Source organism: Cobetia sp. LC6, from assembly GCF_030264805.1.
Lineage (GTDB): Bacteria > Pseudomonadota > Gammaproteobacteria > Pseudomonadales > Halomonadaceae > Cobetia.
In genome coordinates, this window is the sequence record NZ_JASSPL010000001.1 from 503,483 (window position 1) to 522,247 (window position 18,765).

19 protein-coding genes are annotated in these 18,765 nt (G+C 62.4%); 11 read left to right on the forward strand and 8 right to left on the reverse strand.

Annotated features, from left to right (window positions below):
* The first annotated feature begins 50 nt into the window (after window positions 1–50).
* The gene (locus tag QQF40_RS02165; protein ID WP_285460243.1) at window positions 51–971 is read left to right on the forward strand and encodes a SanA/YdcF family protein; all 921 of its coding nucleotides are present in this window, start codon (window positions 51–53) and stop codon (window positions 969–971) included.
* Between the two features lie 105 nt (window positions 972–1,076).
* Here QQF40_RS02165 and QQF40_RS02170 read toward each other — a convergent pair whose 3' ends face one another.
* The 4 genes from QQF40_RS02170 to QQF40_RS02185 form a co-directional block, all read right to left on the reverse strand.
* Window positions 1,077–1,535 carry a hypothetical protein gene (locus QQF40_RS02170; RefSeq protein WP_043335223.1) on the reverse strand — a complete coding sequence of 153 codons (459 nt, stop codon included), beginning with the start codon at window positions 1,533–1,535 and terminating at the stop codon, window positions 1,077–1,079.
* 305 nt (window positions 1,536–1,840) lie between these two features.
* On the reverse strand, window positions 1,841–2,749 hold the full coding sequence (gene rimK / locus QQF40_RS02175) for a 30S ribosomal protein S6--L-glutamate ligase (protein ID WP_175089759.1): 909 nt from the start codon (window positions 2,747–2,749) through the stop codon (window positions 1,841–1,843).
* 197 nt (window positions 2,750–2,946) lie between these two features.
* Window positions 2,947–3,456 carry an ATP-dependent zinc protease family protein gene (locus tag QQF40_RS02180; protein ID WP_175089760.1) on the reverse strand — a complete coding sequence of 170 codons (510 nt, stop codon included), beginning with the start codon at window positions 3,454–3,456 and terminating at the stop codon, window positions 2,947–2,949.
* A gap of 488 nt (window positions 3,457–3,944) precedes the next feature.
* Window positions 3,945–5,069 (reverse strand): DUF3549 family protein, encoded by a 1,125-nt coding sequence (locus QQF40_RS02185; protein WP_175089761.1) that lies wholly within the window; start codon window positions 5,067–5,069, stop codon window positions 3,945–3,947.
* A gap of 779 nt (window positions 5,070–5,848) precedes the next feature.
* On the opposite strand from QQF40_RS02185, the gene QQF40_RS02190 reads away from it, so the two are divergent.
* The 3 genes from QQF40_RS02190 (at window position 5,849) to QQF40_RS02200 (ending at window position 8,167) form a co-directional block, all read left to right on the forward strand.
* Window positions 5,849–6,583 carry an amino acid ABC transporter substrate-binding protein gene (locus QQF40_RS02190; RefSeq protein WP_217485879.1) on the forward strand — a complete coding sequence of 245 codons (735 nt, stop codon included), beginning with the start codon at window positions 5,849–5,851 and terminating at the stop codon, window positions 6,581–6,583.
* 148 nt (window positions 6,584–6,731) lie between these two features.
* Window positions 6,732–7,406, forward strand: a complete 675-nt coding sequence (locus QQF40_RS02195; protein ID WP_175089763.1) for an amino acid ABC transporter permease — start codon at window positions 6,732–6,734, stop codon at window positions 7,404–7,406.
* Window positions 7,403–8,167: an amino acid ABC transporter ATP-binding protein gene (locus tag QQF40_RS02200; RefSeq protein ID WP_175089764.1), complete on the forward strand. Its 765-nt coding sequence runs from the start codon at window positions 7,403–7,405 to the stop codon at window positions 8,165–8,167. The genes QQF40_RS02195 and QQF40_RS02200 overlap by 4 nt, the downstream gene beginning before the upstream one ends.
* A 223-nt stretch (window positions 8,168–8,390) precedes the next feature.
* On the opposite strand, the gene QQF40_RS02205 is transcribed toward QQF40_RS02200, so the two are convergent.
* Both QQF40_RS02205 and QQF40_RS02210 read right to left on the reverse strand, forming a co-directional pair.
* Complete coding sequence (locus QQF40_RS02205; protein ID WP_217485873.1) at window positions 8,391–8,657, reverse strand: late competence development ComFB family protein; 267 nt, start codon at window positions 8,655–8,657, stop codon at window positions 8,391–8,393.
* Window positions 8,658–8,856: 199 nt separating this feature from the next.
* Window positions 8,857–10,845, reverse strand: coding sequence for a monovalent cation:proton antiporter family protein (locus QQF40_RS02210; protein ID WP_175089766.1), 1,989 nt, complete (start codon window positions 10,843–10,845; stop codon window positions 8,857–8,859).
* A 75-nt stretch (window positions 10,846–10,920) separates the two neighbouring features.
* Here QQF40_RS02210 and QQF40_RS02215 point away from each other — a divergent pair, with 75 nt between their 5' ends.
* On the forward strand, window positions 10,921–11,286 hold the full coding sequence (locus QQF40_RS02215; RefSeq protein ID WP_175089767.1) for a YqcC family protein: 366 nt from the start codon (window positions 10,921–10,923) through the stop codon (window positions 11,284–11,286).
* 131 nt (window positions 11,287–11,417) lie between these two features.
* Window positions 11,418–11,918 carry a gamma-glutamylcyclotransferase family protein gene (locus tag QQF40_RS02220; protein ID WP_175089768.1) on the forward strand — a complete coding sequence of 167 codons (501 nt, stop codon included), beginning with the start codon at window positions 11,418–11,420 and terminating at the stop codon, window positions 11,916–11,918.
* 136 nt (window positions 11,919–12,054) lie between these two features.
* On the opposite strand, the gene brnQ is transcribed toward QQF40_RS02220, so the two are convergent.
* A complete protein-coding gene (brnQ, locus tag QQF40_RS02225) occupies window positions 12,055–13,395 on the reverse strand; it encodes a branched-chain amino acid transport system II carrier protein (protein ID WP_285460244.1) in 1,341 nt (446 codons plus the stop codon).
* A 270-nt stretch (window positions 13,396–13,665) separates the two neighbouring features.
* Complete coding sequence (locus QQF40_RS02230) at window positions 13,666–14,910, reverse strand: DUF1853 family protein (RefSeq protein WP_285460246.1); 1,245 nt, start codon at window positions 14,908–14,910, stop codon at window positions 13,666–13,668.
* Window positions 14,911–16,139: 1,229 nt separating this feature from the next.
* On the opposite strand from QQF40_RS02230, the gene QQF40_RS02235 reads away from it, so the two are divergent.
* The 5 genes from QQF40_RS02235 (at window position 16,140) to QQF40_RS02255 (ending at window position 18,570) form a co-directional block, all read left to right on the forward strand.
* Window positions 16,140–16,481 carry a hypothetical protein gene (locus QQF40_RS02235; protein WP_175089770.1) on the forward strand — a complete coding sequence of 114 codons (342 nt, stop codon included), beginning with the start codon at window positions 16,140–16,142 and terminating at the stop codon, window positions 16,479–16,481.
* An 86-nt stretch (window positions 16,482–16,567) separates the two neighbouring features.
* Complete coding sequence (locus QQF40_RS02240) at window positions 16,568–16,900, forward strand: hypothetical protein (RefSeq protein ID WP_175089771.1); 333 nt, start codon at window positions 16,568–16,570, stop codon at window positions 16,898–16,900.
* Between the two features lie 90 nt (window positions 16,901–16,990).
* Window positions 16,991–17,323, forward strand: a complete 333-nt coding sequence (locus QQF40_RS02245; protein WP_285460247.1) for a hypothetical protein — start codon at window positions 16,991–16,993, stop codon at window positions 17,321–17,323.
* Window positions 17,324–17,438: 115 nt separating this feature from the next.
* Window positions 17,439–17,771, forward strand: coding sequence for a hypothetical protein (locus tag QQF40_RS02250; protein WP_285460248.1), 333 nt, complete (start codon window positions 17,439–17,441; stop codon window positions 17,769–17,771).
* Between the two features lie 532 nt (window positions 17,772–18,303).
* The gene (locus tag QQF40_RS02255) at window positions 18,304–18,570 is read left to right on the forward strand and encodes a hypothetical protein (protein WP_285460249.1); all 267 of its coding nucleotides are present in this window, start codon (window positions 18,304–18,306) and stop codon (window positions 18,568–18,570) included.
* The last annotated feature ends 195 nt before the right edge of the window (window positions 18,571–18,765 follow it).

An 18,765-nucleotide genomic window follows, 5' to 3' on the forward strand; every position in this document is an offset into this window, starting at 1 on the left:
TACTGGCAGGAAAGACAGGCAGGGATGGGCGTGGGGAAGAGATGCTGCGAGTGATCAAGCGGACTGGCTGGACCATCGTCGGTCTGCTGGCCGCCGGTGCAATGACGGTGGTCGGGCTCAACCTCTGGGTCGTGATGGCAACGCACGATCGCATTGCCACGTCACCGCTGACCTGCCAGAGCCGTGAGGTGGGGATCGTGTTCGGCACCTCCCACGGCCTGGTGGGCGGGGGCAGCAATCCGCATTATCAGGCGCGCCTTGATACCGCCGCCCAGCTCTACCGCCTGCGCCGCGTCTCCAACCTGCTGCTCTCGGGGGACAACCGCACGCGTTACTACAATGAGCCGATGACCATGTGGCGTGACCTGCGAGCGCGCAACGTGCCGCAGGAGCTCATGACGCTCGATTACGCGGGCTTCTCCACCTTCGATACCCTCGTGCGAGCGCACAAGGTGTTCGGTGTCGACGAGGCGGTGCTGGTCACCCAGCCGTGGCACCTGCCGCGCGCGCTGTTCATCGCCGATGCGCTGGGCCTGGAGGCAGTGGGTTGCCCGGCCATCTCCGAGCGCCAGCCGCCGGGACTCAAGCTGATGCTGCGCGAGTGGCTGGCCCGTGCGGCGACAGTGGGAGACCTTTACCTGTGGGGGCGCAAGCCGCGCTTTCTCGGGCCGCAGGAGACGCTGCCGACGCCGGTCTTGTCATCGGACTCATCATCGCAGCCCTCATCATCTCACTCCTCGGACAAGCCCGTGTCACCGGCGGCGGACTCGGTGGCTGCCGGGGCAGGGCAGCAGGCCACTGCCAGTCGTGATGTGGCGGATGGAGTGGAAGTGGCGGATGCAGAGAATGCTGCCGTCACGCCGGATTCGCATGCCCTCGCGCGTCAGGCGCAGGCAAGCCTGCTGGCCAGTCTGCCCGAGGTGAAGCAGGCATTGCTCCAGTGGCTGCCTGTCAGATCTGATGCGAACTAGCCGCGTGTCGGCTTCGCCAGACGCACAGGGCCAACACGAAGACGCCCCGCACTTCCTTTGGAAGGCGGGGCGTCTTGCGTTCACGGCCTGGCGGCGGATATATGGCTAGCCGGCGCGGCGGCGGGCGGCCTGACCTGTCTGGTGACGGTACAGCTCGCGGATCAGATGGCGGCAGTTGTGGAAGATGCCTTCGAGTACCTTTTCCATGCTGTCAGGCAGGGGATGCGTGAAGGCGGTCGAGCAGGCCTGCATCAGGACGCGTTCCTGTTCGAGCAGCTCGTTGATCAGCACCTGATTGTCATTGCCGACGATGCTCTTCAGGCGACTCCACAGCCACATGTAGTCATCGCGCTCGACATCGGCGTCGCGCGGCATCAGGCTCAGATGCTTGCGTGTCTCGACTTCCAGGGCCTGTTTGAGCTCGACACGGCTCGCATAGAAGGGCTCGAAGGCCTTCAGGAGCGCGGGACGCAGCCGTTCGGCGTTATCCTCGAAATAATCAAGACTGTCTGCCAAGGCTTCCTGGACGCTATCCATCGCCACCTGGCGATTGTCGAGAAACATGGGCTGTCACCTCCTCCGTCAGAAGAGATTGTGCGGGTGAAAACAGTGTTTTTCTACCCCTTGAGGCCAGAAAGTCAGGATATTTATTCCCGCACTGTCAATCCCTGCAGTTTACGACAATACAATGACGTTCTGATGACGATCATCGCTGCCTTCAGACGCTGTGCTTGCCCTGATTCGTCGCCCAGCCCCTTGTCCGTAACACTATCTGGCACAGATGCGCCGAGGGTGCCGTCATGGCGACCTGCACCCTCGGGAAGCGTTGCGCGCAGTGCCCTGAGGTTCAAGCCCTCAGCCCTCAGCCCTCAGCCCTTGGGTTTGGGCGGAATCTTCTTGGCCGGCGCGGCGGACTTGGCGATGTGATCGATGATCAGGCCGGCGATGTCCTTGCCGGTGGCACTCTCGATACCCTGCAGGCCCGGCGAGGAGTTCACCTCCATGATTACCGGACCATGATTGGCGCGCAGCAGGTCGACACCGGCGACGGACAGACCCATGGCCTTGGCGGCGCGAATGGCGGTGGAGCGCTCTTCCGGCGTGATGCGGATCTCGCTCGCGGTGCCGCCACGGTGCAGGTTGGAGCGGAACTCGCCATCGGCCGCCTGACGCTTCATGGACGCCACCACCTTGTCACCCACCACCAGGCAGCGGATGTCGGCGCCACGCGCTTCCTTGATGTATTCCTGCACCATGATGTTGGCTTTCATGCCCATGAATGCCTGGATCACGCTCTCGGCGGCCTGGTTGGTCTCGGCGAGTACCACGCCGATGCCCTGGGTGCCTTCCAGCAGCTTGATGACCAGCGGCGCGCCCTTGACCATGGTGATCAGGTCGGGGATGTCATCCGGCGAATGCGCGAAGCCGGTGACCGGCAGGCCCAGGCCCTTGCGTGACAGCAGCTGCAGGGAGCGCAGCTTGTCGCGTGAGCGGGAGATGGCCACGGAATCATTGACGACGTAGGTGCCCATCATCTCGAACTGACGCAGCACGGCGCAGCCATAGAAGGTGACGGAGGCACCGATGCGCGGCACGACAGCATCGAAGTGCTCGATCTCGGCGCCCTTGTAATGGATGGACGGGCGGTGCGAGGCGATGTTCATGTAGCAACGCAGCGTGTCCACCACGCGTGCGGTGTGGCCACGTGCCTCGGCGGCCTCGATCAGGCGTCGGGTGGAGTAGAGGCGTGAGTTACGCGACAGGATACCGATATGCATGAAATCCTCCGGAGCCGAATGGGCCAGACAGAGATAGGAATGAATCAGAAGGCGACTGACGTGATGCCCGTCAGGAGGCGTGGTATTCGCCGGTGAGGCCTTTGCCGTCTCGAGGCGTCACGCGATGCAGATGGCAGCGGCGTCAGCGTCTTGAGGCGGGGTGCCGAAGCATGTCGCCGCGCGCCTGGCTGGTGCCGTCAGGGTTCGCCGTGCAGATAGGCGGCGCCCGGTGCGACCAGCAGGCGACGCAGGGCACGGCGCCCCAGCAGAATGGGATGACGCATCTGGGAGCGGTCCACCAGCGTCATGTCGATATCGTAGTCGAGCTCGGCCAGCTTCATGCGCGAGCGGATTGCATAGCGCCATTCGGCCTGACCATTGGATGAGCGCACGCGGCGGCGATCATGCACCGGCGTCTCGACCGTATGCGGCGGGGAGTCGCTACCGCCGGTCCGTGTGATGAAGCGAACCCACAGATCATCGTTGTGTTCGAAGACCTCGATGCTCTCGGCATGCAGCGCACTGGAATGTGCACCGGTGTCGATCTTGGCATTGAGGTGCAGCTTGAGCTCCGGCAGTTCGATCAGCTCACGCCGACCCACCACGCCACGCGGGCGAAAGCCCAGCAGGTCATGATTCAGTGTCTTGAGATCGAGGGGCGGTGCCTTGTCGATATGATGACGCGAAGTGTTCTTGTGATGCGACATGTTTCATCCTGAATCAGAGGACGTGAGCGAAGCGGGCAGCGGCTCACGGCATGAAGACACCGGGCAGGCGCGGCACAGCGTAATGTGCGTTGCCGGCCTGGCGGGGTAATGGCCAGGCGGGCGCGCAGCATAGTCACTTAACGTACTGACAGCAATCCTTGCTGAAGCCTATTTTTTCGCGTCACGCAGTGGGGTATGACGGTGGCGCGGACAGCGCCCGGCAAAACGCCCCGGGCGCGCGGTCATGGCACGCGGACATGGCGCGCTTTCATCGCCGCCAGACGCCTCGCTTGAGGGCGCTGGGCAAGTCCCCCGCGGCCACAGGCGCAGGTGACGGCGTGCAACTGGCGCGTCGCCGCGTTCCCTGTTCACCGGTGCCGATCAGCCACGATTCCATGCCTTGAGCTAGTGTCCGATCAAGTGTCTGTTCGAGTGTCGTGGGTTATGCGCATGATCTCAAGTACTGTCACCTGCGGGCATGCCCGGCGTCAATGACGCGGGGCAGGGTTGCCGGTATCGGCCTGGCGGGTCAGGGCGGCAAGCGCCTGACCCAGCGGGCTGTCCGCGCTTGCATTGCGCAGCGTCATCAGCACAGGCAGGCGCAGACGCGGAATCAGGGCGAGGTCGCGTGCCAAGGCGGCGAAGTTGGCCTGCGGGCAACTGGCCAGGCGGGTCAGGAAGGCCGGCAGACGTTCGGCATCTTCCAGATGGGCGTAGCCGCGAGCAGCGATCGCGACCAGCACGTCGACATTGACGGCCCCTTCGTCTGCCAGCAAGGCATCGATCCACTCCGCCGCCGCAGGCCGAGGGCTGGCGCCGGCGGCCCGCAGGCAGGCGCACAGTGTCTCCAGATCACCTAGATCACGAGCGGCCTGGCCACGCGCGATCAAGGCGGTGAGCAGCTCGGCCTCGTATTCCTGGGGCAGCGGGCCAGCCAGCTGGGCATGGGCGGGCGGCGCCTGCTCCAGACACAGCGCGATGGCGCGCAGCGGGGTGTCCGGCAGGTCAGCCAGACGCTGCACGAAGGCAGCGGCAAGCTCGCTGGACAACTCGCCGCGCCGTGTCAGCACGTCGGCGATGCCCTGCAGACCGAGTGACGGCCAGTCATCGAGCGGTAGCTGGGCGGTGAGATACTGCTCGGCGAGCTCGTAGTACTGGCTGGCAGGGCGGTCGCAATCGAGGCTGGCGCGGGCGTGCAGCATGGCGCGCAGGCTGTCGTCCGGCGTGAAGGCCAGCGGATTGTCCTGCATCAGGTTGTCGATCTTGCCTGCCTCGGCCTGCTGGAGATCAGGCCGGCCGACGGTCAGCGCCGTCTGACCCAGCGTCGTGATCAAGCGCTCGAGGAAGGCGTCGCGTTGCGCGGGAGACAGACGACCTTCCTCATCCAGCGGCAGGGCCAGAAACCACACCAGCGGATCGTCGAGCCCGGCCGGGCGGAATACGCATGCCAGGCGTGCCTGGCCCTTGAAGGGTTGCTCCCACGGCTGCTGTTCGGTCTCGAAGGCTTCCAGTTGCTCAAGGCTGAGCGGGGCCAGGGTGCGACCCAGGTGATAAAGGTGCAGCTCGGCGCCGGTGCGTGTGAAGAAGTTGCTCAAGGAAGAGAGAGGAGTCATGAGGCTCACCACGGCTATGTCTCCGCCACGTCCTGGCTGGGCGTGGTGGAGAACGGAAAAAAGAGTCTTGTCGAGCATCATTGCCAGGCGTGGCACGTGTCGTTGAGTGACAGCTGCCGGCGCGTGACATGTGCCTGAGCATGTCTGGAATGGCAGCGACTTTAGCGATTCACCGGCTGTCATGCCACCCGCTGGCGTGTGATGGTGGCCAGAGGGAAGAGAGCGACCTGTTTCTATTATGGCCGCTCTTTCGGCCCGTGATGGCTTGACAGATGACGCGGCTCCTCAAGCCCCGCTGCGCGTTTTGCAGGTTGATGAATTTTTGATCAATTTTCGTCATCCCACGGCTGGCGCGGCTTGCAGCGTGACCGAGACGGGTTATCCACAGCATCGTCCACGGATGGCGTGAATAACTGTCATCCGCTTGTCGTCAGGCTGACATCCAGCGCTGCAGCTAGCCCAGACGACGTCACTGGCCCGCCAAGACAGGCGTGCTAGAATCGCGGCCATTGACAGAATTGCTGTCTTATTCCTTATGGTTATGTCCTTAAGGGATGAAATGATTGGGAATGCGGGTCAGCCCCGTTATCCTATACAACCAAATCACATATAAAAGGCTGTGCTTATGCCTGTTCTGTCGAATCGACATCCGCGTTCAGCCGTATGTCAGCGACCGTCCAGCGCCATTGGCCCAGTCTTGCGATCCATGAGGAATCCCGATGCGCCAATCACGTTCGCTCGCAGCTGTCTTCTCTTCTACCGCTCTCAAGGGCGCCGTGATGGCTGCCGCGCTGGGCGCGACCACTCTGGGCAGCCTGGCGGCACAGGCTGACACCCTCAAGGTCGGCATGTCGGGCGGCTATTTCCCGTTCACCTTCGTCAAGCAGGACAAGCTGCAGGGGTTTGAAGTGGATGTCCTCAACGCCGTCGGCGAGATCACCGGCGACGATATCGAATTCGTGACCATGAGCTTCTCCGGGCTGATCGGCTCGCTGGAAGCCGGCCGCATCGACACCGTGGCCAACCAGATCACCATCACCGATGCGCGCAAGGACAAGTTCGCCTTTACCCAGCCCTACGTCTATGACGGAGCCCAGGTGGTCAAGCGTCGCGGCAATGACGAGATCACCGGTGTCGAGTCCCTCAAGGGCCACAGCGTGGCGGTCAACCTGGGCTCCAACTACGAAGCGCTGATGAAAGAGCTGCCGTACGCCGACCAGATCGATATCAAGACCTATGAGTCCAACATCGAGCAGGACACCGCCCTGGGCCGTGTCGATGCCTTCGTGATGGACCGCGTCAGCGCAAGCCAGGTGATCCAGAAGACGCCGCTGCCGCTGGAACTGGCTGGCAAGCCGTTCTCGCGCCTCGAGAACGCACTGCCGTTCCGCAAGGACGCCGAAGGCGAGGCCAAGCGTGACGAGGTGGATGCCGCGCTGACCGAGCTCAAGGAAAATGGCCGCCTGGCCGAGATTTCCAACAAGTGGTTCGGCATCGACATCACCACGCCTTGAACATTGCCCGCTGCGCCCTGATACAAGGGCGCATGCAAGGATGTCATGTGCAAACGGGGTGACGGCTTGACCGTCACCCCGTTGTCGTCATGTCGACGGGTGTCTTTCCAGACCCTCAGCCAAGCCCCCCAGCCTGTCCGGATAACGAATGGATACTCTCAATATCGATTACATGCTTGGCCTGTTGCCGGTCATGCTCAAATACCTGCCACTGACCCTTAAGATGGCCTGTATCGGCATGGTGGCCGCGCTGGTGCTGGCTTCGCTGTTGGCGGTAGTGCGGGTGCTCAAGGTGCCGGTGCTGAATGCGCTGACCATCGTGTTCATCTCCTTCTTCCGTGGCACGCCGCTGCTGGTGCAGTTGTTCCTGTTCTACTACGGCCTGCCGCAGGTGATGGCGTTCCTGACCCAGATCGATGGCGTCACCGCGACGATTCTCGGCCTGACGCTGCACTTCTCGGCCTACATGGCCGAATCCATCCGTGCCGCCATCGTCGGGGTCGATCGCAGCCAGACCGAAGCGGCGCTCTCGATCGGCATGACCAATGCCCAGCTGATGCGGCGCATCGTGCTGCCTCAGGCGGCCCGTGTGGCGGCCCCCACGCTGATGAACTACTTCGTGGACATGATCAAGTCCACGTCGCTGGCCTTCACGCTGGGGGTGACCGAGTTGATGGGCGCGACCCAGAAGGAAGCGGCCAGCAGCTTCCTGTACTTTGAATCCTTCATCATGGTGGCCATCGTCTACTGGGTGATGGTGGAAGGGCTGTCCTTCGTGCAGCGCTGGATGGAGAAACGACTCAACAAGGCCTATCAGCGATGATTGCAGTCAGAAACCTGGTCAAGAAATTCGGCGGGCAGGCCGTACTCGATGGCATCACTCTGGAAGTGAAGCAGGGTGAGATCATCGTCGTCATCGGCCCGTCGGGTACCGGCAAGTCCACCCTGCTGCGCTGCATCAACTTCCTCGAGCAGCCCGATGGTGGCGAGATCCAGATCGGTGAGCGCAAGGTCGAGGCTGCGCGCGCCAGTCGTCACGACATTCTCGGCCTGCGTCGCAGCAGTGCCTTCGTGTTCCAGAACTATGCGCTGTTCGCCAACAAGACGGCGCTCGAGAACATTGCCGAGGGCCTGATCGTCGTCAATGGCTGGCCCAAGGCCAAGGCGCACCAGCGGGCGCGCGAGATTCTCGAGCGTATCGGCATGAGCGAGAAGGCGGACGCCTTCCCGGCGGCTCTTTCCGGCGGTCAGCAACAGCGTATCGGCATCGGGCGCGCCATGGCGGCCCAGGCCGAGGTGATCCTGTTCGATGAGCCGACCTCGGCGCTGGACCCGGAATGGGTCGATGAGGTGCTGGAGCTGATGAAGCAGCTGGCGGTCGAGCGCCAGACCATGATCGTGGTCACCCACGAGATGCAGTTCGCGCGGGAAGTCGCCGACCGCGTCATCTTCATGGAAGGCGGCCGTATCGTCGAACAGGGGCCGCCGAGCCAGCTGTTCAGTGCGCCGAAGGATGACCGCACGCGTGCCTTCCTGCGCAAGGTGCTGGATGAGGTGCCGCCACAGTGCGCCGAGGGAATCTGATATTGCTCGGTTGAGGTCATGACCCTCAGGTCACGTGATGTAACGCCCCGGGCAGTACCTGCGACAGACACAACGGCCACCGCGAGATCGTCGCGGTGGCCGTTGTCGTTTCTCTGGCGGTGATCATTGACCCGCTACTGGTGTTGCCGGGCGCGTTTCAGGGCGACCTTTCATAGGCTCATAGGGTCATAGGGTCATAGGGTCATAGGGGCGCAAGTCGTGGCTAGCCGTGGCGGGGCATCGCGCGCACCTTGTCGAAGGCTTCCTGAAGCGCCATCGAGACGCGCTCTTCCAGCAGCTCCTGCTCGGCGGGCGCCATGTAGAACGCCATGTCGACGTCGTGGCGGATATAGCGGGGCGCCAGCTGATTGAGCGCGATGCAGGCCACGTCTTCGCGGCTGTCGACATCCATGGCGTGGCTATCGGGGTGCAAGCGCAGCTGGTCGAGCACCAGCTGCTCCATGTAGTTGTGTACGCCTGCGCTTTCCATGTGTATTCCCTTCTGGTGATGGGTGCTATCTCCCATGCAGGGCCGTGCCCCCTGACATGTCGATCCCTTCAGTGTGCTCATCAGCATGTACATCCGAGCTGACTCTCTGTGACGTTCTTCCTCCCGCACGCAAGCTCGGTTGCTGGCGGCAGGGCAGAAAGCGGCGGAGTCTTGGGTGTCGCCTGCCGCGCAAGGCCTCTCAACCGGTCAGCAGGCGGGTTTCCGCCTCTTCAATATGATCAGCCAATCCCGATAATACCAGTGTATCGCCACACGCCAGCATCAGGTCGCCGGTGGGCTCTTCCAGGTTCTCGCCACTGGCACGCACCACGCGTGAGACGAGAATGCCACACACTTCCGGCAGGGCGATGTCGTCCAGCCGCCGGCCACAGGCCCAGGCATCGGCGGTCAGCGTCAGCGGATGACGCCGCAGCAGCGGGTTGCCGCGTTTGTCGGTCAGCTGGGACTGCTGACCATGGAAATAGCCATGCAGCATGCTGTAGCGCGCCTCACGCGCATTCTGGATCGAGCGCGCCACCCGTCGGAAGGGCACCTCGAGATTGACCAGCACGTGCGAGACCAGCATCAGCGAGCCTTCGAGCACCTCGGGAATCACCTCGGTGGCCCCGGCGGCCTTGTAGGTCTCGAGGTCCGCGTCATCCTGGGTGCGCACCAGCACCTTGAGGTTTTCGAGTTCCAGCGGCTGGATGGCACGCAGAATGGCCAGCGCATGCGAGAGCTGATTCACGGTGATCACCACCTGCCGGGCACGTTCGATGCCCAGAGCGCGCAGGATTTCCAGACGCTGCGCGTCACCGAACACCACCGGCTCACCGGCGCTGGCGGCCTCGTGGACGCGGATGGGGTCGGCATCGATGGCGATCCACTCAAGCTTCTCCTGCGTGAGGAATCTCCCCACCGTCTGGCCGACACGCCCGAAGCCGCACACGATGACATGGCCGCTGAGCGGGGCGGTGGCGGCGCTCAGCTCCGCGGTGGTGTGCGGGTTCTCCTGGGTGGGCGTGGTGGAGCGGCACAGGCGGCGCGTCAGTTGCTGGTTGTGACGAATCAGGCTCGGCGTGACCACCAGCGAACCGATGATGATCGCTACCACCAGGCCCACGGTCTCGTTGTCCATCAGGCGTTGCTGGCTGGCCAGGGCCAGCAGCGCGAAGCCGAATTCGCCGCCCTGGGACAGCACCAGGCCAGTGCGCAGCGCGCTGTCCAGCGGCCGGCCAGAGAGGCGCGCCAGCCCGGTGATCAGCAGTGCCTTGGTCGCCAGCAGGCAGGCCACGCCGATGACGACCCAGTACCACTGCGCCAGCAACACCTGCGGGTCCAGCAACATGCCCACCGAGACGAAGAACAGCCCCAGCAGGATGTCGCGGAAGGGCCGGATGTCGGCCTCGATCTGATGGCGGAAATGGCTCTCGCCGAGCATCATCCCGGCCAGGAAGGCGCCCAGCGCCATCGACAGATGCAGGCTGTGGGTCAGCCAGGCGGAGAAGAGCGCCACCAGCAGCACAGTGAGCACGAACAGCTCTTCCGAGCGCGCGCGAGAAATTTCCTGGAACACCAACGGCAGCACCCACTTGCCGATCATCAGCATCACCACCACCAGCCCGAGCCCCTTGATGAGCATCAGGCCCAGGTCACTGAGCAGCTGGCTGCCATCACCGGCCATGGCTGGAATCAGGATCAGGAACAGCAGGGCAGCGAGATCCTGGAACAGCAGCACGCCCACGGCGGCGTGGCCGTGGGGGCTGTCCAGTTCATTCCAGCGCGCCAGTTCCCGCGTGACGATGGCGGTGGAGGAAAGCCCCAGCGCGCCGGCCGCGACCAGTGCCGCCGCCGGCGACAGACCAAGCGCCGAGCCCAGCGCCCAGAACAGGCCGCTGCATACCGCCACCTGACAGGCGCCCAGCCCGAACACCGTGGTCTTGAGGGCGCGCATGCGCGGCACCGAGAATTCGAGGCCAAGCGAGAAGAGCAGAAATACCAGCCCGAATTCCGACAGGAAGGCGAGTTCTTCCGGGCGACCGATCCAGCCCGCCAGATGAGGGCCGACCATAAAGCCGACCGCCAGATAGGCCAGCACCGGCGGCAGATGCAGACGGCGGAACAGCGCCGCGGCCACCACCGAGGCCCCCAACAATATCATCACATCATTGAACAGCGTGTCTGCCATGCGGCCTCCTGGCCTTCCGTGAGCAACATCGGGATAATAGCGTGAACGAACCCTGCACGATTTGACGGAGGTCGCATGAATCCGACTGAGCAACCCCATGACGGCGAGATCGCCGGCAATCCCTACGACGAGCTGCGCGCGCTGCTGGTACGTCTGGAAGCGACCATGAAGGCTGCAGACCTGTGGCGCATGGACACGCCTTCCCCGCAGGCCCTCATGAGTGTGGAGCCATTCTGTGTCGATAGCATGGACATGGGCCAGTGGCTGCGCTTCGTGTTCATCGCCCGTCTGGAAGCGCTGTGCGATGCCCGTGCGCCGTTCCCCATCAAGTGTGAAGTGGCACCGGCCATCGAGGCCTGGCTGAAGGATGCCCGCCCCGAGCGCCGCGTGGCGATGACGGAAGTGGTTCGCGAGATCGACACGCTGGTCACGACGCATTGATCGCGACGTACTGATTGCCGAGCAGGAAGCTCGCCTCGTACTGAGCCTCCTCTTCCCGACACCTCCCACTGTGCCCCTTATGCTGGCGTGATGCCCTCGCATTACGCCACGCGACCCCTTCAGGAGCTTGCATGGCCTATTACTTCGCCTACGGCAGCAACATGAATCCGGCGCGTGTCGTGGCACGCATCGGCGAGACGCGACGGGCCGTGCATGGTTGGCTGGAAGAGCATCGCCTGAGTTTCGACAAGGCCTCCCGGGTCGAGGGTATCGCGCATGCCAACGTACAGCCTGCGCCGGGCGAGCGCGTCGAAGGCGTGCTGTACGAGCTGCTCGAGTCCGAGCAGATCACGCTGATGGACCCCTTCGAAGGCCACCCGCATGAATATGAGCGTTCCCTTCATCCCATCGTCACCCATGAAGGCGTGATCAACGCCTGGGTGTATGTGGCGCTGCCCGAGCGCACCGCCGAGGGCCTCAAGCCGGCACACGAGTATCTGGAGCACCTGCTAGGCGGGCGTGACTTTCTGACGCCGGACTACTTCACGGCGCTGAGCGGCGTCGAGGCCGTGCAAGCGCTGGATGACGCCACCCTGGCTCAGCTGGGCCTGTCGCGCAGTACGCCGCGCTGACGGTCGCCTGCTGGCGGACGGGGGGCCTGTCACCGATTGTCTGTCACCTGCCGTGTGGCAACAAAAAGCCCGCCTCTCCTTGGAGAGGCGGGTTTTCGTGTTTCTGGACATGCTGCGTGACTGATTGGCGTGAGCCTCAGTCCTGCGCGGCCAGTGCCGGGTCCAGATTCGTCTGGTCACGACGGCTGGCCAGCATGCCGATGATCAGCCCCGCCAGTGCCGGTGCCAGCCAGCCCAGGTTCACCGAGGCCAGCGGCAGCAGCGGCTCGATGCGGTGCGAGATGGCCATCAGCGAGTCTATGCCGCTGGCTTCGAAGCCATCCAGCAGGCTGACCAGCAGCGTCAGGCCCAAGGTCCAGGCGAATACGCGCGGTGCATCGTGCAGGCGCGGACGCAGGTAGGACAGCAGCGTCAGCACCAGCACCAGCGGATAGAGCGTCACCAGTACCGGAATCGAGACGCTGATCAGGGTCGAGAGGCCCAGGTTGGCGATCAACGCCGAAGCCACGGCCATCACGATCACCAGCAGGCGGTAGGGCACGCTCGGCAACAGACGATGGAAGAACTCGCCGCAGGAGGTCAACAGGCCCACTGCGGTGGTCAGGCACGCCAGGGTGATGACCAGCGCCAGGATCAGCTTGCCGGCATCGCCGAACAGTGCCTCGACGTAGACCGGGATCAGTTCGCCCTTGGCGGCTTCACTGACCAGCGCATGGCTGGTGGCGCCCATGTAGGTCAGCGGCAGATAGACGGCAGCCAGACAGATGGCGGCGATGGCGCCGGCCCACAGGGTGTAGCGGGTCACGTCAGCGGTCGCGGTGATGCCGCGTGCCTTGATCGCCGAGACGATCAGGATGCCGAACACCATCGAGGCCAGCGCATCCATGGTCAGGTAGCCCTGCTGGAAGCCGGTCATGAATGGCGCCTCGGCCCACTCGGGGCTCACCGGTCCCAGCGGCCCCTGCGGGTCGATGATGGTAAACAGCGCAATCAGCGCCAGCAGCGCGATCAGCAGTGGCGTCAGCCACTTGCCGACCACATCCATCAACTTGCCCGGGCTCAGCGCGATCAGCGTGGCGATGCCGAAGAACAGCACCGAATGCAGGGCCAGGCCGCTCTTTGCTGACATGTCGATGAAGGGGCGCATGCCCATCTCGAAGGCCACGGTGCCGGTGCGCGGAATCGCGAACATCGGCCCGATGGACAGGTAGATGGCGACCCCGAAGGCCGCGGCCGCCCATTTGGGCAACGGCGAGGTGATCTTGTCGAGACCACCGCCGATCACGGCCACCGCGACGATACCGGCCAGCGGCATGCCGACACCGGTGGCCAGAAAGCCCAGTGCCGCAGGCCAGAATTCGGCCCCCGCGCCCTGACCCACCTGAGGCGGGAAGATGATGTTGCCTGCGCCCAGAAAGAGGGCAAAGGTCATGAAGCCCAGCGCCACGATATCGAGGCTGGAAAGTCGTGTTTTCACTATGACGTCCTACGGATTCAGCAGATGCGTTGCAGCAGGCGTCATCAGGTGACCGATGAGGTGGTCGGTCAGGCAGAAATGACGTGCCGAGAAGCCGTTGGCTAGCGACAGGGGTGGGTCACCAGCAGACCCGGGAGCAGCGGGGTAGTGTTGCGCGCGGGCCGAATGGCGAGATCAGGCTGACGGATTGTCGCCACCCTGATCTGACGCGGCGCATTATCGTTGATTTCACGTAGCAAGACAAAGCCACCAGCAAGCCTCGCGGCAGTCTCATTGTGCGGCAGGTGGTGGGGGCGGTAGTGGAATGAAGCTCGGCCAGTCGTCCGGTACCACGAAGATCCGCCATTGCTGGTGGGGCGAGCTGGCGGTGATTGGCTCGCCGTCAGGCGCCGCCACGCTACGCTCCAGCCACAGCTGGCGGGGGTGTTGATGCGTGCGCTGGCTACTGTGCTGCTGAACCGGTTCGTCCGGCCTGAGTTCATCAGCGGCGCCGGGGAGCTCGAAGTGATCGCGCAGCCAGCGGTCCAGTTCATGCCATGGTTGTAGCGACGCCACGGGCGGGGCGGCCAGCCAGGCAGGTTTTTCTCTGACGCAGCCCAGCAGCGGGCCGCCATGCATCGGGGAGGCCTCGAGGGTCTGACAGAAGGCGGCAAACTGGCTGACGCTCATCCACCAGCCGGCCTGGCGCGCACTCTCGGGGTGGCAATGGCGGGGCGGGGGCAGCCAGTCGGCGGGCGCCTTGTCTGGCTGCCAGGGGCGAAACAGGCAGCCGGGCAAAGCCAGTTGCTGCCCCGCCAGCAGCGGGGCAATTGGGGCTTCTACCGGCGGTGGATTCGTCTCGCTCGCGCCTGCCTGTCTGGCCAGCGATTGTCTGGCAAGTGCCTGGCGGATCGTCTGCTGTCCGCGCTCGGTATAGGCGAGGGGCAATTGATGCTCAAGGCTGCGCTGATACTTGATGGCGAGGCTGTCGGCGCCGCCGGGGCCTATCCAGCGTGCCGGGCTGTCGGCCGCTTCAGGGCCTTCGGGCAGGCCGAGATAGAACTTGATCGCGACCTCAAGGTGCGTGGGCAACGTGTCTCGCGCCGCCAGATAGAGCATGTCCAGCTCGCCCAGCGTGATCTTGCCCCGGGAAATCCTGAGGTTGTTGGCCAGCAGGCGACTGCCGGGTGCGTGTGCCAGCACGAATTGCCAGAGCAGCTCGTGGTAGTGGCCCAGGCGGTAGTGGCGGCGCTCATTCACGGCGGCCTCGAGCACGTGGGGTGCCTGCTCCAGTGTCATCAGCCAGCGGTGGCGGACGCGGTCATCCTCCAGCCCGAGTGCCGCCAGGGACGGGCGCGGATAACGCGCAAGCTGCAAGAGGTCCGGGGCATTCAGAAGCCAGGCGATATCCCTGACGCGCGGGTGACTGTAGCGCGCGCAGTCGCGGCGCAGGTCGCAGCCGGTCGCACAGGGGGAGTCGCCCCATTGGGCAAGAGGGGGCGATGCATGGGGCGGGGCTTCGGGCTCGATAGGCATGACGGCAGTGTATCCCACGTCGCATGACGGTCGATAATGCGCGATCTCGTTCGGGGCTGGCCCTGTGCGGAACCGAGCCGAGTGCTGCTTGCCGGTCGTGGTGTCCTGCTGGCGCTTCTTCTCTCCCTCTGTCTTCTCGCTCCTTTTCCTCACTTGCCACTCTTCACGCCAGTTATTACGCCAGCCTTTGCGCCAGCCTTGCGCTGCTCACACGACACTTTCTCGCCGCTTTCTTGAGGGGCTTCCAACACGTTCTGCTGTCCGTCGCCGGTAATGCGACGACCGTCCCCGGGCTGTCATCGTTTTGACATCGTTGTGTGGGTCGCCTAAGCGATTGAAAACGTTGAGGTTACTTGGCGTGGGTAGGTGAGGGGCTTCAGTCTGGGTTGGAATAGCGCTGAATTGATTCGCTGGAGGAACCAATCCTGTTCCGGCGCGTGGATATATCTCGCGGCTCGCGAGGTTCACAATGCCCTCCATCAACGTTGCAGCAAATATGCAGGGCCGATGAGGCGGTATTGACTTCGAGCTCTTGGTTGTCGAGCGACATGAATCGACTCGACATCAGTGGGCAAGGCGTCACCGACTGACGGTGTGAGGGGCAAGATCCACACCCTGAACAATCGGTCAATAAATATTCGTAAAGGTTGATGTGCACAATTTCTTGCTGCTGGACGCTGTTTTCAGGCGTCTCAGCCAAAGAAAAAAGAAAAATACGCATTTTACTGTTTTTGTGGCATCCAGTTCTGCTGTGGCGACGTATAACTCATCAGCACAGCAAGACACACCCTGCAGCGTGCAGCATGTTCGACCAAGGTGGTGGGTAAGTCACTGTCTTCCTCAACCAACGTCGATAGTGATCTGCCAGGACGAAGCGCCGCGCAAGGGGATGGGCCAGCACGCAAACAAGGAATTCTTGCACTCTCCATATTGTACATAACCTTTTCAGAACCGCTGCAATAGCTTTATAGGCAATGGGAAGGGCAGGAGGGGAAAGTGCTGGGGGAAGGCCGTTCGTTTCGAGTAGCGTTGCTCAAAGAGAAACAGTGAGCTTCCAGTTGCACGGCTAGTTTGAACGCAGCATAAACATTAGTCTGTTAATCATCGAAACGCAGCACGCACCATAGTCAGTGAAGGCCAGGGCCCGGACAGGGGTCAGCAAACCACTCCATCACTGACTGACAACGACTCAAAGCGGAAGCATCCGCACCAGGACCAGGAGATACACCATGAAAAACATTTCCCTCAAGACTCTGATCGCTACCGTCGCCATCGCCACTGCCAGCACCTCCGTATTCGCAGCCGACGATAGCCCCGCCGCCGTGCGCGTCCAGAACGCCATCAGCAGCCAGCAGATCATGGGCCAGACTCAGCCGGCTGCCACCAGCCAGCAGAGCTTCTCCGAAACGGGCATGAGCGTTGCTGCCGGTCGCGTTGAGCAGGCGCTCAATGCTGACCACATCCGCGGCATTGAGACCGCTGACGTGTCCCAGGCCAACGCCACCGTCAATGATCAAGGCAAGAGCGTCGCCGCTAGCCGCGTTCAGCAGCACATCAGCGACAACGCCTGAAGCAGAGTGGGTCACGCTGACAACTCAGTGACCCCCGAACAGCGCCTCACCTGACATTCGACTTTACCCATTTCTGGAGAATCATCATGAAAACCCTGACTTCCCTGATCGCCGCCGCTGCCATTTCCATTGCTGCCACCGGCGTTGCCACCGCTGATGAAAGCGTTGCCGATGCCCAGGTGCGTGCCGCACTGAGCGAACAGGTCATCCACGGCCAGGCGCAGCCCGCCGCGACGCAGCTGAATGCTGCCGAGTCCGGCATGAGTGCCGCTGCCAACCGTGTCGAGAAGTCCCTGAACGCCGACACCATCAAGGGTGAACAGACGCACGCCGTCTCCCGCGGCCAGAGCCTGAGCAACGACAACGGCAAGAGTGTCGCGGCATCACGCTTTGAAGATGCGCTGAACGACAACGCCTGAGTCTGCAGGTCCTGATTCATGGCCTCAGGACCACAGCAGCAGTGTTCTCCCTTTTCTCTATTCGCTATTCACTTTTTCTGGAGTCATCTCATGAAAACCCTCAATGCCTTTATCGCCGCCGTTGCCCTGTCCGTGACCGCCACTGGCGTCGCCAATGCCGATAGCGTTGCCGACCAGCAGGTTCGCGCCAACATCAGCGAATCCGTGATCCACGGTCAGGCTCAGCAGGCAGCCACTCAGCAGCAGACCATCACCGATGCAGGCAAGAGCGTTGCGGCCAGCCGCGTCGAGCAGGCGCTGAACAGCCAGACCATCAAGGGCCAGCAGGCGCAGGTCACTCGCGACGTCCAGCAGTTCGTCAATGATTCCGGCAAGAGTGTTGCCGCGTCACGTGTCGAGCATGCCCTGAACGACAACGCCTGATGTATCGCGCCTTCACACTGACGGCAGCGAACAAGGACTCTGCTTGCGACCTGGCTGACCTTGTTAGCCCAGTTGACCCTGTTGACCTGAACAAAGATTTCACTGGAGATATTTCATGAAAATGCTCAATACCCTCATCGCCGCCACCGCGCTTTCCGTTGCTGCCACCGGTGCTGCCTTTGCAGACAGCGTCGCTGACCTTCAGGTGCGTTCTGCGCTCAGCGAATCCAATATCCACGGCCAGGCCCAGTCCGCCGCCGCCAAGCAAGTCACCTTTGCCGATACCGGCATGAGCGTTGCTGCGGGCCGTGTCGAAAGCTCCTTGAACGATGCCGTGATCGAAGGTCAGCGCGAGACGCTGGCGTCCGACTCCCAGCAATTCGCCAACGATGCTGGCAAGAGCGTTTCCGCGACTCGCGTTCAGCATGCGCTGAGCGAAAGCGTCTGATTCAAATTGTCTGAGCTCCGTTCTGATTCGTGACCATGCATTGCAGCAACTGACTCAAGCGTCTCCGCAGCAAGTGTCGTCATGAACAGTCTCTGGAACAGAAGCTGTAAGCTTGAAGATATAAAGGCCTGGAGACATGAAGGGCCTGAAGAATCAAGAGCGTGATCAAGCCAGTTGCACAGCAGTGTCGCTGGTGCTGATCGCCAGCTGACATCCCGTTGCGAAGTGAAATCACAGTCTGATCCTTCCTGGAATGGCCGGTAATTGTCGAGGGGCATCCCGCACAGAGACGCCCCGTGCCTCGTACGATGACGTAGAAGATCCCCTTCATGGGGAAGCCTGAATGTCGCGTCATCGTAAGCCGCAGCCTTGTGGGTAGTGCTTGTTGATGGGGTTCAATAATTGTTTGCGTGGGTGATGTCGGGTATCGACTCCGACAAATAATCCACCTGGATATGCGCAGTACTTGAAGTGATCAATGATGTGTCACTTCATGGCAACTCGATAGTGAAAATGAACGGAGGATAGAAAGATGATCAAGTCATTCATGACTCACGGCCTGGCAGCGTTTGCCCTCGCCACCAGCGGTCTGGCCAGTGCCGATATCAGCACTGATGACAGCAGCAATGCGCGTTTCAATGGCGCTCTATCTCACGGCATTCACAGTGAAGTGCGTGATTATCAGAAGAGTGAAAAGCGCTACGCCGCGAATCCTGACATTCTGATCACCAGCCGTGGCAATGTATTTGCCGATAGTGATGTGCATGGTGCAGTCGATATCGACGCCGACCATCGCTGAGCTTTCGAGGATGACGGTTCACATGACTCGCTTCACATGACTTCATGCCACAAGTTGTCATTGCGAAACAATTGAAGCGCTGTGATTTGATTACCGCTGCTTGAATCACTTTGCAGCGACGATCGAAGGCGTGAGCACTGATGCGCAAGCCGGTGACTGCCGAAATTCAGGGAAAGCGAAAGGAAATATCCCAGA

Bases quoted from the DNA above. Each gene is read 5' to 3' on its own strand.
- QQF40_RS02170 (WP_043335223.1), bottom strand. From the start codon at position 1,535: ATGTTTCTCGACAATCGCCAGGTGGCGATGGATAGCGTCCAGGAAGCC.
- QQF40_RS02205 (WP_217485873.1), bottom strand. From the start codon at position 8,657: ATGGAAAGCGCAGGCGTACACAACTACATGGAGCAGCTGGTGCTCGAC.
- QQF40_RS02190 (WP_217485879.1), top strand. From the start codon at position 5,849: ATGGCTGCCGCGCTGGGCGCGACCACTCTGGGCAGCCTGGCGGCACAG.
- QQF40_RS02255 (WP_285460249.1), top strand. From the start codon at position 18,304: ATGATCAAGTCATTCATGACTCACGGCCTGGCAGCGTTTGCCCTCGCC.
- QQF40_RS02230 (WP_285460246.1), bottom strand. From the start codon at position 14,910: ATGCCTATCGAGCCCGAAGCCCCGCCCCATGCATCGCCCCCTCTTGCC.
- QQF40_RS02250 (WP_285460248.1), top strand. From the start codon at position 17,439: ATGAAAATGCTCAATACCCTCATCGCCGCCACCGCGCTTTCCGTTGCT.
- QQF40_RS02220 (WP_175089768.1), top strand. From the start codon at position 11,418: ATGGCCTATTACTTCGCCTACGGCAGCAACATGAATCCGGCGCGTGTC.
- QQF40_RS02185 (WP_175089761.1), bottom strand. From the start codon at position 5,069: ATGACTCCTCTCTCTTCCTTGAGCAACTTCTTCACACGCACCGGCGCC.
- QQF40_RS02215 (WP_175089767.1), top strand. From the start codon at position 10,921: ATGAATCCGACTGAGCAACCCCATGACGGCGAGATCGCCGGCAATCCC.
- QQF40_RS02195 (WP_175089763.1), top strand. From the start codon at position 6,732: ATGGATACTCTCAATATCGATTACATGCTTGGCCTGTTGCCGGTCATG.
- QQF40_RS02200 (WP_175089764.1), top strand. From the start codon at position 7,403: ATGATTGCAGTCAGAAACCTGGTCAAGAAATTCGGCGGGCAGGCCGTA.
- rimK (WP_175089759.1), bottom strand. From the start codon at position 2,749: ATGCATATCGGTATCCTGTCGCGTAACTCACGCCTCTACTCCACCCGA.
- QQF40_RS02235 (WP_175089770.1), top strand. From the start codon at position 16,140: ATGAAAAACATTTCCCTCAAGACTCTGATCGCTACCGTCGCCATCGCC.
- QQF40_RS02240 (WP_175089771.1), top strand. From the start codon at position 16,568: ATGAAAACCCTGACTTCCCTGATCGCCGCCGCTGCCATTTCCATTGCT.
- QQF40_RS02210 (WP_175089766.1), bottom strand. From the start codon at position 10,845: ATGGCAGACACGCTGTTCAATGATGTGATGATATTGTTGGGGGCCTCG.
- QQF40_RS02245 (WP_285460247.1), top strand. From the start codon at position 16,991: ATGAAAACCCTCAATGCCTTTATCGCCGCCGTTGCCCTGTCCGTGACC.
- QQF40_RS02180 (WP_175089760.1), bottom strand. From the start codon at position 3,456: ATGTCGCATCACAAGAACACTTCGCGTCATCATATCGACAAGGCACCG.